This is a genomic window from Pseudomonas sp. HD6515, from assembly GCF_024971855.1.
Lineage (GTDB): Bacteria > Pseudomonadota > Gammaproteobacteria > Pseudomonadales > Pseudomonadaceae > Aquipseudomonas > Aquipseudomonas alloputida.
In genome coordinates, this window is sequence record NZ_CP079827.1 from 2,996,847 (window position 1) to 3,010,688 (window position 13,842).

Sequence of the window (13,842 nt, forward strand, 5' to 3'; positions counted from 1 at the left end):
ATGGATAGCGAAGTGGCCAGCGGAGCTTGATGGGCACGGTTATAGCAAATGTGTTGTTGAGCGTCGGTTTGATGCGGGGAATTTGACGCCATGAAACTTGATCTAAAGTCAGCCAGAAGCCGCTTGCCAAAGCGTTTGCAGGCATCTTAAATTGTTACTGAATGTGATTAGAAAGTTGCAAGCCATACTATAAAAATCAAAGTGTTAAGTGTTTTTGCTGGATTTTTCTCTTTTTCCGATTGGCCAATAGTGCACTTCAAAAGGACGTCGAAGAAGAAATGAAAAAGACCTTGACGACTGTGGCGCGCAAGCTCCTGTCGCCCTCCATGCGCTACGAAATCAGGCTGCTGGCCAGCAAAATGCGAGAAATGATGGCGCGTGCCTGTCTCTGGCGTTGGGAAGTCGCCAGGTTTCGCCCGCAACAGGAGAGCCCGTACGAAATCCTCTACATCGGCCGCAAGCAGCAACGGGAAATGGCCAAGCTGCTGATTGGGGGCAAGGGCCAGGGCAGCGCATCGATCGTGGACGGTGCAAGTGCCACGGCGGCTGCCAGCCACGTCGTGGTCATCAGCGAAATGCCCACGTCGGGGGCGCTGTCAGTGCCGCACTACCTGAGCGCCGTGGTGCCGCTGGGGCGACCGCTGGAGGACATCACCGCGCGCTATGACAGCGAACTGCGGCGCAGCATTCGCAAGAACCGGCCGCTGTATCACATGCGCCAAGCTCTTTCGGACGAAGAAATCGCCATGGCCGACCGGGATCTGCTGCGCCCTTATGCTTCGGCCCGGCAGGGCATTCATGCCGCGCAGTTTCCTACCGAAGAGGTGTTCCGTATTGCCAAGAGTGTCGGCCGGCTTGACTTGATCATGTTGGGTGATGAAGTGATCGGCTGTCACCTGGGGTGTGAAGTGGTACGCGGCGGCAAGCGTTACTGGAGCACGTTGCGCTTTGGCTATTGCGAGGCGGTGTTTTCCGATGCGAAGAAACTGCGCGAGGTGAATTCGATCACCACCTTCATGGCGCTTGAATGGGCACTGGAGCAGGGCTTCGATTATTACGACATCGGCCTGTGTCTGGCGCGCCCGGACGACGGCCTGCTGAAGTGGAAGCGCCGCCGCGGTGGTGATATCGATTCGCTGGGTAACCATGCGTACCTGTTTGTCCGCCTGCCCAAGACCGGTACGGCAAAGTTCTTGTGGGATACGCCGATGTTCGCGGTCGAAGGCGACAAGCTGACGTTGCATCTGGGGCTCCCGGATGGCCCAAGCGATGAGGAAGTTGCCAGTCGCTATCACGAAATGGTGTTTGGTGGCCTGCACAAGATTTATCTCTATGGCGGCAGCGGGGCAGGCGAACCGTTTGTGCAAACGTTGCGCAGCCGTTACGCCAGCTTGCAATCACCGCCCACCATGGAAAGAGTCACGAGCAATTGAGTAACTGCCAGGGATGCTTTGATCTGGCGCCTAGGCGCTGTAAGAAAAGCCTTGATACTTGTTCATGCTGCGTTGAAAACAGCCTCGGAATGCTCATGTACTCCAGTACAGTCGGGCGCGACCCCGGCCGTTCCTCGGCTGTTTTCGCCTTGCCTGACCCGCGTCTCAAGACTTTTCGTACAGCGCCTAGCGCCGGGCTCCACACTTCGCCATCAAGGGAGGACGCTTCATGGGAAGCGACATCTCGCAGTTCAGTGCATCGCCCGCAGCCAGGCAACACAGCTGGACCTTGGCCGCCTACCGCCACATGGCGCGCAAACGGCTGGGTGGAAAAACGGCGACCGATCTCAAGAGCGTCGCCACCAAGTGCTGGGACATCGCCCCGGGCGAAGCCACGGTTTCGCCGCCGGCCATTTTCCTGCCTGGTCAGCTGGAGCGGGTGACGGGCTGGGAAGGCAAGCGGTTTTACCCCTACGTGCACCCGGCGCAGACCATGGAGGGGGGCGTCAACACATTGCAAGGGCCAACCCGTGGCTACTTGATCAAGGATGTATGGCTGGTCGAAGGGGCGTTATACAAAGGCAAAGCCAGCCATTGGCTGTCACAGAAGCCGAGTACCTTCCCGACCATCCTCATCGACAATGAAATCGACCGCGCTGCAATCTACTGCACGCAAAACGGTAACGCCTGGTTCGGCACCTGGTTGATGGAAGACTGTCCGACCTATGCGCTGGCCTGCAACGAGGGCATCCCGGTGACCACCGCCCCGTCTGCCAGGTATCCGCTGTTTACCCAGGCACCGGCCTATGAAGACTGGCTGGACATGAAGCCTTTGCGCCTGCGCAGTGCGTTCTTCCGTGAGCTGGTGCTGTTCGATGACCAGAGCAACAACCGCAGCCGGCATGCTCGCTACCGAGCCATGGGTGACAAGCTGCTCTCGCATGTGTCGTACACGCAGCACCCGGGGGTTTTCCTGTTGCGGGGCGGTGATGGTGACCTGCGCCTGTTGCGCAACGAGCTGGAGCTTGCCGAACACTTGCGTACTACCCGCGGTTTTCGCATCGTCAACCCGCTGAAGTCCGATGTGCCGAGCATTATCGCGGCATGCGCCGGGGCTAAAGTGGTCATCGGGGTGGAGGGTAGCCAGTTGGTGCATGGCGTGAATGTGCTGCAGGCTGGAGGCTGCCTGCTGACTTTGCAGCCGCCGAACCGTTTCGTCAGTTACTACAAATACCTGACGGATCGTGACCAGCAGCATTTTGGCTTTGTGGTGGGCCTGCCGGAAGGCGATGGTTTCAGGATCGATATTGACGAAGTGGAGCGCACGTTGGATCTGTTCCCACGATAAGTGTGTAGTATCGGTGCATGGATCCGCGGCGGGCAGGGCAGTAGAGGATGATCGAGGTATCACGGTTTTGGCGCGACCCTGCCTTGCCGTTCGTCGAAGCCCGACGGGTAGGGGACGGGCGCAAGGTGTGCTACGCCGCGCACTCTCACGAGAGCTTCTCCATCGGGGTGATCACGGGGGGACGTAGCACTTACATCAACAGTGACCAGTGCGTTGAGGTGGGGGCGGGTACCACGGTGTTGATGAACCCGGGCGTGGTGCATACCTGCAACCCTGTTGCCGGGGAACCCTGGTCTTACCTGATGCTGTTCGTCGATCAGCCTTGGTTGCAGGCAGTGGGTTTTACCCTGCCAACGCAGACCTGGAGCCGCTCACCTGTGTTGTACGGGCGGCTGTTGCAGGCCTTTGCCGACCTGTTCGACGCCAGGCTGCCTGATCGGGAAACCCGCCTGGCGGCCCTGTTCAGCGAGCTGCCGGGCATGCTTGCCCGTAATGCCAGCGAGATTGACCAGGGCAATCCACGGCTGGATGCAGCGGCTGCTTTCATACGCGCCCACCGCAGTGACCCGCTCAGCCTCGAAGACATCTGCGGGGCTTGCGGCCTGTCCCGCTCCTACCTGATTCGTGCGTTTCGCCAACGCTTCGGCCTGACGCCGCATGGTTACCTGCTAGACCAGCGTGTACAGCTGGCCCGGGCGCAGTTGCGCCAGGGCCGCTTAATTGCTGAAGTTGCACAGGAGGCCGGGTTCGCTGATCAGGCACACCTGCAGCGGGCATTCAAACAGCACCTGGCGGCGACACCGGGGCATTACAGAAATGCTGTCGCTAGCCTCGGTGCTCCTGCAGGAGCCGTGCATGCCTTAAAGGATCAGGTAAACCGCACTGGCAACCAGTAACACGGCCAGGCTCCGATTGAGCATGCGCAGGTGACGTGGGTTGTCCAGGTACTGGCGAATCACGCTGCCGGCCCAGGCCCAGCAGGCCACTGAGATGAAACAGATCGGCCCGTAGATCCAGGTAAACAGCCACAGCAAGTGCTGTTCACCACCGGTGTAGGCACCCACCCCGGCAACGGCTGCCAACCAGGCTTTGGGGTTCAGCCACTGCATTGCTGCGCCGTGCCAGGCTGAAGGGGCTTGGGTAGGCTGTGCGTTGTTCAGGTTACCGTCGTCACTGGCCAGCTTCCACGCCATGTACAGCAGAAACGCCACACCGCCCCAGTGCAACATCAGGCCCAGCAAAGGCCAGCGAAGCAGCAGTTGATGCAGGCCCAGCCCGACCAGCACCAGCAACAGGCAGAACCCCAGCGTGGCGCCGGCGACATGTGCAACGCTGGCGCGCAGGCCATGGCGGGCACCGCTACCAAGGGCGACGATGTTGACCGGGCCGGGGGAGATAGAGGCCGCAAGGGCGAAGGCGGCCATGGACAGGGATAGGCTCATGAGGAAGATCCGCGTGGTTGGGGAGGGGTTATCCTCGCGTGGCTGGCGTTCTGCTGTATTGAACAAAAGTACCCGCGCACGACTCGCTCCCGCGGGGCGATAGGGCGTTGCAGGGTCGTTACAGGTTTTGTAATAGTTTTGCGCTACAACAGAAACCTGCTGTGCTTGTAGCATCGTTCTCCCAATTTGTTATCAAGGTCTATATGAGCACCTTCGCGGAGCCCCCCAGTCTTCGGCCTTTCTGGCCATCCTTCTCCCGTCCATGTGACGTGTCCCACGTGAGTACCCGCTAATGGAATGGCTAGCCGACCCCACGGCCTGGCTAGGCCTGTTGACGCTTATCGTCCTCGAGCTGGTGCTGGGTATCGACAACCTGGTGTTCATCGCCATCCTTGCCGACAAGTTGCCGCCCCATCAGCGCGACCGCGCGCGGGTCATTGGCCTGAGCCTGGCGCTCATCATGCGCCTGGGCCTGTTGGCCAGCATTTCGTGGATGGTCACCCTTACCGCACCGCTGTTCGAAGTGTTCGGCAAGAGCTTCTCTGGCCGTGACCTGATCATGCTGTTCGGTGGTGTGTTCCTGCTGTTCAAGGCCACCATGGAGCTGCACGAACGCCTGGAAGGTCACGTGAGCCAGGCCAGTGGCACGCTGCGCCATGCCGCGTTCTGGCCGATCGTTGCCCAGATCGTGGTACTGGACGCGGTATTCTCGCTGGATGCCGTGATCACGGCGGTGGGCATGGTCGATGAGCTGTCCGTGATGATGATCGCGGTGATCTTCTCGATCGGTATCATGATCGTTGCCAGCAAGCCGCTGACCCGCTTCGTCAACGCCCACCCCACGGTGATCATGCTGTGTCTGGGCTTCCTGATGATGATCGGTTTCAGCCTCACCGCCGAAGGCCTGGGCTTCCATATTCCGAAAGGCTACCTGTACGCGGCCATCGGCTTCTCGATCCTGATCGAGCTGTTCAACCAGTTAGCGCGCGCCCGTCGCAAGCGCAGCCTGCAACAGCACAAGCCGTTGCGTGAACGCACTGCCCATGCCGTGCTGCGCCTGCTGGGCGGCCGCCGGGTCGAGGCTGACGAGGTCGGCGAGGAGATTGCCGACCTGGTCGAGGGCGGCGGGGAACAGGTGCTGTTCGACCGCCGTGAGCGGGTCATGATCAGCGGCGTGCTGAACCTGGCCGAGCGGCCGATTCGTACGGTGATGACAGCCCGTGCCGAGGTTGATGTGATCGACCTGGCGCAACCGGCCGACGCCATTGCCCAGGCCCTGGCCAATTCGCCGTACTCGCGCCTGCCGCTGATTCGCGATGGTCGCGTGGACGAGCCCCTGGGCTTTGTGCACAAGAAGGAACTGCTGAAGGAACTGCTCTCGGGCAGCCAGCCCGACCTGGAAAGCATGGCCCGGGCGCCGTTGAACCTGCTGGAGAGCTTCAGCATCCTCAATGCCCTGGAGCAAATGCGTGGCCAGTCGACCCATATTGCCTTCGTGGTCAACGAGTTCGGTGACTTCACCGGGCTGTTGACCATGACCGACATCCTTGAGTCGATTGCCGGTGAGCTGCCGGATGCCAGTGAAATTGAAGGCCCGGGCATCGTCCAGGAAGGGGAAGGCTTTGTGGTCAGCGGCGCGCTGAACCTCAGCCAGGTGCAGGCGCGTACTGGCTTCAGTGCCCGTGCTACCGAGGATTACCAGACCCTTGCGGGCCTGGTGATGAGCTTGCTCGACCGCCTGCCGATGGTCGGTGACCGGCTAGCCTGGAATGGCTGGATGCTGACCGTGGAGGCGGTTGAAGAGCGACGGGTGCGCCAGGTTCGGCTTACACCGAACGGCGACGCTGACGTAGCAGGTGCTTGAAGCCCTCAAGCACCAGCACCAGTACTGCGGCCCAGATTGGCAGGTAGGTCAGCCACTGATCCGGGCCGATGGTTTCGCCCAGCAGCAACGCCACGCCCACCAGCAGCACGGGTTCGACGTAGCTGAGCAGGCCGAACAGGCTGAATGGCAGCATGCGGCTGGCCAGCACGTAGGCGATAAGCGCCGACGCGCTGATCGCGCCAAGGATCGGCACCAACACATACAGCCCGGGGTGTGCTTGCAGGTCAGCGCTGGAAAGTGGGCTCTGGATCACGAAGTACAGCGCCCGCGGCAGCAGCAGGCACATGTCGCACCACAGGCCGCCCAGGTGGTCGGTGCGGCAGCGTCGGCGCAGCACGAAGTAGACCGGGTAGCCGATCGTTACCAGCAGGGTTTCCCAGGCAAAACTGCCATTTTGGTACAGCTCGTGGCCCACGCCCAGTGCGGCGCAGGCCACGGCTACCGTCTGCAGGCGTGACAGGCGCTCGCCATAGACCAGCCGCCCGGTCAGGACCATGGCCAGTGGCAGCAGGAAGTAACCCATCGACACTTCCAGGCTGCGCCCATGCAGGGGCGCCCAGAGAAACAGCCACAGTTGCACCCCCATCAGCCAGGACGTGCCGACCATGCCGAGCAACAGCACCGGCGTGCGTTTTACCCGGCCCATCAGTTCGCCCACCCGCTTCCAGTCTTTCGAGACAAGCATGAACAAGGTGAGGCAGGGCAGTGTCAGCAGGGTGCGCCAGCCAAAGATTTCTTCGCCATCGAGTGGCTTGAGCAGGGAGGTATAGAAGTACATCACAGCGAACAGGCAGGACGCCATGACCGATGAAACAATGCCTTTTGACACGAATGCCTCGAATACGGAATTTAGCGGGTTGATCAGCCGCGCATGATCTCAGGGGGCGCATCTTGCGGCAACTGCGTTGCGCCCGGGCGGGTGGCCAAGGCTGCGAGGAACTGGGCGGCTGGCATGGGCCTGGCGAACAGGTAACCCTGCTGGAAGTCCACCCCATGCTTGGCCAGGTAGTCGCGCTGCAGGTCGGTTTCCACACCCTCGGCGACGATGCCCAGGTCCAGCTTTCCTGACAGTTCAATGATGCTCTCGAGTATGTGCACTGACAGCGCATCGGCGCCGATCATGGCAACGAAGCTCTGGTCGATCTTCAGGTAGTCGACCTTGAATTGCCGCAGGTAGTTGAGGCTCGACTGGCCGGTGCCGAAGTCGTCGAGGGCGATCATCACGCCCATGGCATGCAGCTTTTCGAACAACTCAAGGGTGACCGGGGTGGGCTCGATCAGCTTGCGCTCTGTCAGTTCCAGGGTCAGCACCACCCGGCCGGGCGGAAAGTGCTGCAGGAACGTGCGACAGTCATCCAGCAGGCTGAGGTCGCGGCAGTGGTCAGCGGTGATGTTGACACCAATATGGAAGCCGTCTTCCAACAACCCGGCATAAGGCGCCAGGCTTTGCGCGGTATGTGTCAACAGCGCGCGGGTCATGGCGACAATCTGCCCGCTGTGTTCGGCATAGGGGATGAACAGGTCGGGGCGAACCAGGCCTTCTCGTGGGTGGTGCCAGCGCATCAGCACTTCCGCACCGGCCCAGCGGTAATCGCCCTTGCGCACCACCGGCTGAAAATACGGCAGGAATTCATCGGCCTGCAGGGCACGGTCCAGTTCGGCACGCGGTGAGGTGGCGCGGCGAATCTGCCAGCGGCACGCCAGCGCTGCCAGGGCACCCAGTACCAGCAACAGACTGAGCAGGCCAGGGTAGTGGCTGCGCAACAGTTGGCCTTGCTTGTCGGCACTGTAGCCGCCCTGCACGCTGAAAGGGTAACGCGTCGAGCCTATCAGCACGTTGGCACTGGGGGCGGCAGGGGAGACGCCTTTGTGGACCACGCCATCCTTGCCCATCCAGGCGTCGCCCACGCGGATTTGCAGTTCTTCATCGGGCCCGATCAGGCGCAGTGCTGTTAGCAGGTGGTCGCCGTCCACCGTGGTGATTGCGCCGTGGTCGCCGTCGCTGGCACGGTAGACCAGCAGCGGGTGGCCCGGCGTAACCGAGTTGCCGTCCATCAGCCATAACTTGCCGTCGACGTAATCGCCAGGATTGACCCGTTCTTCGAACTCGCCGAACAGCGAGGTGCAATACAGGTTGTTGTGCCTGAACAGGTTGGTCGAGCGCACGAAGGCATTGCGGGTAACCTGGGCCCGTAGCATAAGCTTGACCTGCTCGCATGGGCTGTCAGTCAGTGGAAGTAGCGAATTGGCGGCACGGGACAGGTTGTCGAGGATGTGTTCGACGTGCTCCAACGCCTGGCGGGTGGTGGCGTGGCTGCTGGCCTGCATTTCACGCTCGACCTGCCAGTTCATCACGGCCAGGCCGCACATGACCGGCAGCACGCCGACGACCCAAGGCAAGAGCGTGCGCCAGCTGAGTGCGGCGCGGCGTTTGGCGGTAAGGGGCATGCTGACCTGACTATCATGGCGTAAAACGAGAGGATAGCCGTTTGTCGCCGCGTACGAGCAACTAAAACGCGACAAACCATTTTACGCAATGTAGAATCGATTTACGAATACAACAATAAGGTCCTTCACCTCCGAAGGATCAAGCCCGCCGAGAATGGGTCCATATGACATACCATGGGTTCAAGCTGATCATAGGTGACTTCCTCGCCCGCAGCGTGCGCGGTATCCCGTGCTCACCGCCGTTTCTGTTCCACATCCTACGCAATCTATAATTTTCGCAGCAGATGAGGACACGAACATGGCTGATATCTTCAACAATCCAATGGGCCTGATGGGCTTCGAGTTCATCGAACTGGCTTCGCCGACGCCTGGCGTACTTGAGCCTGTATTCCAGATACTGGGTTTCACCAAAGTGGCCACCCACCGCTCCAAGGATGTGCACCTGTATCGCCAGGGTGGCATCAACCTGATCCTGAACAATGAACCCAAAAGTATCGCTTCGTACTTCGCCGCTGAACACGGCCCGTCGGTATGTGGCATGGCTTTTCGCGTGCGCAATGCCCATGAGGCTTATGCCCGCGCCCTGGAACTGGGCGCCCAGCCGGTAGAAATCGAAACCGGCCCGATGGAATTGCGCCTGCCTGCGATCAAGGGTATCGGGGGGGCACCGCTCTACCTGATCGACCGCTTCGAGGAAGGCAGTTCGATCTACGACATCGATTTCAACTTCATCGAAGGCGTGGATCGCAACCCGGTGGGTGCTGGCCTGAAAATCATCGACCACCTCACCCATAACGTCTACCGCGGGCGCATGGCCTACTGGGCCGGGTTCTACGAGAAGCTGTTCAACTTCCGTGAAATCCGCTACTTCGACATCAAGGGCGAATACACCGGCCTCACCTCCAAGGCCATGACTGCGCCTGATGGCATGATCCGCATCCCGCTCAACGAAGAGTCGTCCAAGGGCGCAGGGCAGATCGAAGAGTTCCTGATGCAGTTCAACGGTGAAGGTATCCAGCACGTGGCCTTCCTGACTGATGACCTGCTCAAGACCTGGGATGCCCTGAAGGGGCTGGGCATGCGCTTCATGACCGCGCCACCGCAAACCTACTACGAAATGCTGGAAGAGCGCCTGCCTGGCCATGGTGAGCCGGTCGACCAACTGCAAGCGCGTGGCATCCTGCTCGATGGCGCCTCGCAGCCCGAAGACAAGCGCCTGCTGCTGCAGATTTTCTCGGAAACCCTGCTTGGCCCGGTCTTCTTCGAGTTCATCCAGCGCAAAGGTGACGATGGCTTCGGGGAGGGCAACTTCAAGGCGCTGTTCGAATCCATCGAACGTGACCAGGTACGCCGTGGCGTGCTGAGCACAGACTGATCGCCCCTGGAGTACCGTCGTCGTCATGTTCGTTCGGCGGCGGTACCCCGTCTGTTGGCACGTGCCCTGAACAGGGCCAGGTAGACGATCGAGCCGGTCACGATCCCCACCAGCATCAGCGAGGGGACGATCTGCAGCACCGACTGGCGGATTTCCTGAGCGGTGAAACCCTCTGGGTAGCCACCTTTGACCGTGTATCCATACTTGGCCGACATTGCGCTTGTAAAGAACTCGGACTGTGAAGGGCGCTCAAGGTCACGGCTGTCACCGTTGCTCCATATGTAGCGGTCGCCAAATTCGACCAGCAGTGTCAGCCCATCCAGAAAGCCATCCAGCTCGTTGCGAATCTGCATGGCATAGGCGGTGACGATTACGCTATTGCTTTTACCCTTCTGGTGAAAGTCGACCAGCAGCTTCTGACGCGTATCAGGAGGGCCGTAGGACAGTGCGACTCGCTGGCCGGACGACGCGAAGGATGAATAATGCTCCAGCGAACCTGAAGCCGTGCTGCAGTAGGGTTGATTGTCTTTGAGCAAGGTCAGCGACCTGACCATTGAGCGAATGGCAACCTGGTCCTGCAAGGCACTTTTGACGTTATCGCAAGATTCCCCTGCAAATGGCAGGGTGCGCAGGGCCGTCTCGTGCATTCTGTCCAGTGCATTGTCGACGCTGAAAACCGCCTCCTGAACGGAAATGCTGGCGTTTTCCGCAAGTTTCGCTTCCAGCTGGAAAGCCATCACCAGCAAACCGGAAACCACAGGCACCAGCGCCACTGCAATGAGCAGCAGCAGCAGCTCCACCATGCTGCGCCCCGCGTGCATGATTTTCGACATAGGCTAATAGTTCTCCGCTCTGAAACTGTCCGTGGTGAACAGCTGAGCCCTGAGCCTATGTATTTGCTGACCGGGCTGCTGTAGTCCGGCTGCAGTTGAAGCGGTAGGAAATCGAGCGCCTTGATGTAGCTAACTGCCCTTGAGTTTTTTCAGCACTGCCTCGGCCAGCATGGCGGTAGAAGCGGGGTTCTGCCCGGTGATCAGCCTATCATCGTCGACCACGTACGGCTTCCACGGCTCATCATGTTTGCTGTAATTACCGCCGCGACCTACAAGCTCGATCTCCGTCAAGAAAGGCACTACGTCGTTCAATTCGACCAGTTTTTCCTCTATGTTGGAAAAGCCGGTCACCTTGCGGTCTTTGAGGAGCAGGCAGTTGTTACTCAGCTTGATGTTCAGCAGGCCGACAACGCCGTGACAGACTGCTGCGACAATGCCACCTTTTTCGTAGATTTTGCGTGCCAGTTCTTGCAGAGCCTGGTTTTCCGCGAAGTCATACATCACCCCATGGCCACCGGTGTAATAGATGACGCTGTAGTCATCGGCTTTCACCTGCCCTGGGGCCAAGGTACTGCCCAGGCGCGTCATGAAGCGCTTGTCGTCGTACCACTGCCAGTCCAGGTCAGGGGCCATATGCAGGCTTTTCGGGTCGACGGGAACGTAACCGCCCTGTGGGCTGACATAGTCGACGGTGTAGCCGGCCTTTTCGACTTTCTCGACAAAGTGAACGGCTTCACCCAGCCACAACCCGGTCGCCCGTTTGAGGGTTGGATACTTCGCTGTATTGGTCAACACCACCAAAATTTTCTTGCTCATGACCCTGCTCCCATCGGCAACCTGAATGGGCCGGTGCTCCCTGGCCCGAGGGAAAACCTAAATAGCATAGCTGCCACCTGCAAGTGCGCCATGGTGTGCGGGACATGCTGTGCTAATTTGAACAAATCCACGGGCGAGCGTGCCAGGCTTGGCGGCGCTGTGGTCAACCCTGAGCATTGCTGGAGTCACGATATTGGTCGCTAACGGTAAGCCACGCGAGCCCGCGTCGCAGGTCATCCTGCAGTCGCCTGTTTTGCCATCGATCGAGCCGATGGGGGAGCGGATAGCCCAGTTCGACTGGTGGCGTACCTCGCTTGGGCCATTGTCGCGCTGGCCTGCTTCGTTGCGCATAGCCGTGGACATGATGCATTTGTCACCTTTCCCATGTGCGGTGGTCTGGGGGGCGGACCTGTGTGTGTGGTGCATAACGATGGCTACCGGGCGTTGCGGGCATTACCGGATGCGCTGGGCATGGCGTTCGATACCCTGTGGAGTGATATCTGGCCTGCAGTGGGCCCCTGGGTGTTCAAGGCACTGGAAGGCCACTCGAATTTTGTCGAGGACCCACCCCTGCGTATCGTCCGCAGTGAAGGCGCCGAACCACTATGGTGCGCATTCGGTTATGCCCCCCTGCACGATGAACTCGGTAACGTGGCGGGGTTTCTGCATACGGTGATCGAGACCACGGCCAGCGTCGAGGCCCACCGCCATTGGCGTGAGCAGGTGCAGAGCTTTGAACGCCAGGTTGAGCAGCATGTGGCCGAGCGAGAGCAGTTCTGGTTGCTGTCGCGCGAAGCGATGATGATGCTCACCCCTGAATTGAAATTGCATGCTGCCAACCCTGCCTGGTACCGCATTCTGGGCTGGACACAAGAGCAGGTGCAGGCAATGTCGGTGATGGAGCTGGTGCACCCGACAGAGCGTACCGAAGTACGATTGGCAGTGTCCGGGCTGTTCCAATGCAGCCACGCGGAGCAGCTGGAGATCCGCCTGCGACACCGCGATGGTCACTACCACTGGTTTCGCTGGAGTGCGCGGTTTGACGGCAACCTGCTGACGGCGGTTGGCCGGGACATCACCGCAGACCGTGAAGAGGCTGCGCGTCAGGCAGAGGCGCTGATGCACAACAGTGAGCTTATGGAGGTGGTTGGCCAGTTGGCGGGCGGCATGGGCCATGAAATGAACAACTTGCTGTCCGGTATCGGTGGCAGCCTCGAACTGCTGCAGCGGCGCCTGCAGGAGGGGCGGCTGGAGCGTGTGGAAGCCTACGTGGACGTTGCGCGCGACGCGGTGCAGCGTGCCATGGACCTTACCCATCGGTTGATCGCATTTTCCCGCCATCAGCCATTGGCCCCGCGGCCACTGGACTTCAGTCGGCAGTTACGCCTGAGCGAACCCCTGTTGCTGCGGGCGCTGGGGGCAGAGATGCGTTTGCACTGGCAACTGGACGTTGCACCTTGGGCAGTGAGCCTGGACGTACCCCAGCTAGAGAATGCCTTGATCCACTTGTGTGCCAATGCGCGTGAAGCATGCCTGGAACAGGGCAATGTCACCCTCAGCAGCGTCAACGAACGGCTGACCGCCTTTTTCCCGGATGAAGGGGGCTTGCCGCCAGGCGACTATGTGGCCTTGCATGTCGAGGACGATGGCCATGGCATGGCAGCGGCGGATATCGCCAGGGCTTTCGAACCGTTTTACACAACCAAACCTCTCGGGCGTGGTGCCGGGCTTGGCCTGTCGATGGTGTATGGCTTCGTCCGTCAGTCGGGCGGGTATGCCTGGATCGAGTCGGCGCCGGAGCAGGGCACCAGGGTTTCCATGCTTTTCCCCAGGTGCCATGAGCCGGTTCCGGATGAGCCCGCGCCGGTACCGCTTTCGCAGCGCATGGCACGGGGCGAGCGCCTGCTGCTGGTGGATGACGAGCTTGATCTGCGCGCGGTCATGCGTGAATACCTGACTGAGCGTGGTTTTGACGTCACGGATGTGGGCGATGCCAATAGCGCACTGGAGCGCTTTCGCCATGGCGGCCCTTTCGATCTGGTCATCACCGATATCGGCTTGCCGGGTGGGTTCAGTGGCCGGCAAGTGGCCAAGGCCATGCGCATGCAGCTTGCACAGCAGAAAATTCTGTTTATCACCGGATATGCGGATCAGTCCATTGAACCGCAATTGCTCGATCAGCCGGGCACGGCATTGTTGAACAAGCCGTTTTCGCTGGCGCTGCTTGCCGATGAGGCGCTACGCATGCTTGACGTGTAAGGC

The 13,842-nt window shown here is 60.2% G+C and carries 10 protein-coding genes and 1 pseudogene; 6 read left to right on the forward strand and 5 right to left on the reverse strand.

What is annotated here, in order from left to right:
* Positions 1 to 278 precede the first annotated feature (278 nt).
* From KW568_RS13895 to KW568_RS13905, 3 genes are all read left to right on the forward strand, one after another.
* Complete coding sequence (locus tag KW568_RS13895; RefSeq protein WP_003253880.1) at positions 279 to 1,433, forward strand: hypothetical protein; 1,155 nt, start codon at positions 279 to 281, stop codon at positions 1,431 to 1,433.
* A gap of 229 nt (positions 1,434 to 1,662) precedes the next feature.
* Complete coding sequence (locus tag KW568_RS13900) at positions 1,663 to 2,781, forward strand: glycosyltransferase 61 family protein (protein ID WP_004576556.1); 1,119 nt, start codon at positions 1,663 to 1,665, stop codon at positions 2,779 to 2,781.
* Between the two features lie 47 nt (positions 2,782 to 2,828).
* Positions 2,829 to 3,677, forward strand: coding sequence for an AraC family transcriptional regulator (locus KW568_RS13905; RefSeq protein ID WP_004576557.1), 849 nt, complete (start codon positions 2,829 to 2,831; stop codon positions 3,675 to 3,677).
* Here the strand turns inward: KW568_RS13905 and KW568_RS13910 are convergent.
* Positions 3,642 to 4,223, reverse strand: a complete 582-nt coding sequence (locus KW568_RS13910) for a LysE family translocator (protein WP_004576558.1) — start codon at positions 4,221 to 4,223, stop codon at positions 3,642 to 3,644. The genes KW568_RS13905 and KW568_RS13910 overlap by 36 nt on opposite strands.
* A gap of 292 nt (positions 4,224 to 4,515) precedes the next feature.
* On the opposite strand from KW568_RS13910, the gene KW568_RS13915 reads away from it, so the two are divergent.
* On the forward strand, positions 4,516 to 6,087 hold the full coding sequence (locus KW568_RS13915; protein WP_003253871.1) for a TerC family protein: 1,572 nt from the start codon (positions 4,516 to 4,518) through the stop codon (positions 6,085 to 6,087).
* Here KW568_RS13915 and rarD read toward each other — a convergent pair.
* Both rarD and KW568_RS13925 read right to left on the reverse strand, forming a co-directional pair.
* Positions 6,050 to 6,937 carry an EamA family transporter RarD gene (gene rarD / locus KW568_RS13920; protein WP_259538763.1) on the reverse strand — a complete coding sequence of 296 codons (888 nt, stop codon included), beginning with the start codon at positions 6,935 to 6,937 and terminating at the stop codon, positions 6,050 to 6,052. The genes KW568_RS13915 and rarD overlap by 38 nt on opposite strands.
* Positions 6,938 to 6,969: 32 nt before the next feature.
* Positions 6,970 to 8,556: a cyclic diguanylate phosphodiesterase gene (locus tag KW568_RS13925; RefSeq protein WP_004576559.1), complete on the reverse strand. Its 1,587-nt coding sequence runs from the start codon at positions 8,554 to 8,556 to the stop codon at positions 6,970 to 6,972.
* 298 nt (positions 8,557 to 8,854) lie between these two features.
* Between KW568_RS13925 and hppD the strand changes: the two genes are divergently transcribed.
* Positions 8,855 to 9,931, forward strand: coding sequence for a 4-hydroxyphenylpyruvate dioxygenase (hppD, locus tag KW568_RS13930; protein WP_004576560.1), 1,077 nt, complete (start codon positions 8,855 to 8,857; stop codon positions 9,929 to 9,931).
* 23 nt (positions 9,932 to 9,954) lie between these two features.
* Here hppD and KW568_RS13935 read toward each other — a convergent pair whose 3' ends face one another.
* Positions 9,955 to 10,764 (reverse strand): CSS-motif domain-containing protein, encoded by an 810-nt coding sequence (locus tag KW568_RS13935; protein WP_004576561.1) that lies wholly within the window; start codon positions 10,762 to 10,764, stop codon positions 9,955 to 9,957.
* 129 nt (positions 10,765 to 10,893) lie between these two features.
* A complete protein-coding gene (locus KW568_RS13940; RefSeq protein ID WP_004576562.1) occupies positions 10,894 to 11,580 on the reverse strand; it encodes a type 1 glutamine amidotransferase domain-containing protein in 687 nt (228 codons plus the stop codon).
* Between the two features lie 193 nt (positions 11,581 to 11,773).
* Here KW568_RS13940 and KW568_RS13945 point away from each other — a divergent pair.
* Positions 11,774 to 13,839 (forward strand): annotated as a pseudogene (locus tag KW568_RS13945) (ATP-binding protein).
* The last annotated feature ends 3 nt before the right edge of the window (positions 13,840 to 13,842 follow it).

Coding starts and splice junctions, on each gene's coding strand:
- KW568_RS13895 (WP_003253880.1), top strand. CDS start 279: ATGAAAAAGACCTTGACGACTGTGGCGCGCAAGCTCCTGTCGCCCTCC.
- KW568_RS13900 (WP_004576556.1), top strand. CDS start 1,663: ATGGGAAGCGACATCTCGCAGTTCAGTGCATCGCCCGCAGCCAGGCAA.
- KW568_RS13905 (WP_004576557.1), top strand. CDS start 2,829: ATGATCGAGGTATCACGGTTTTGGCGCGACCCTGCCTTGCCGTTCGTC.
- KW568_RS13910 (WP_004576558.1), bottom strand. CDS start 4,223: ATGAGCCTATCCCTGTCCATGGCCGCCTTCGCCCTTGCGGCCTCTATC.
- KW568_RS13915 (WP_003253871.1), top strand. CDS start 4,516: ATGGAATGGCTAGCCGACCCCACGGCCTGGCTAGGCCTGTTGACGCTT.
- KW568_RS13925 (WP_004576559.1), bottom strand. CDS start 8,556: ATGCCCCTTACCGCCAAACGCCGCGCCGCACTCAGCTGGCGCACGCTC.
- hppD (WP_004576560.1), top strand. CDS start 8,855: ATGGCTGATATCTTCAACAATCCAATGGGCCTGATGGGCTTCGAGTTC.
- KW568_RS13935 (WP_004576561.1), bottom strand. CDS start 10,764: ATGTCGAAAATCATGCACGCGGGGCGCAGCATGGTGGAGCTGCTGCTG.
- KW568_RS13940 (WP_004576562.1), bottom strand. CDS start 11,580: ATGAGCAAGAAAATTTTGGTGGTGTTGACCAATACAGCGAAGTATCCA.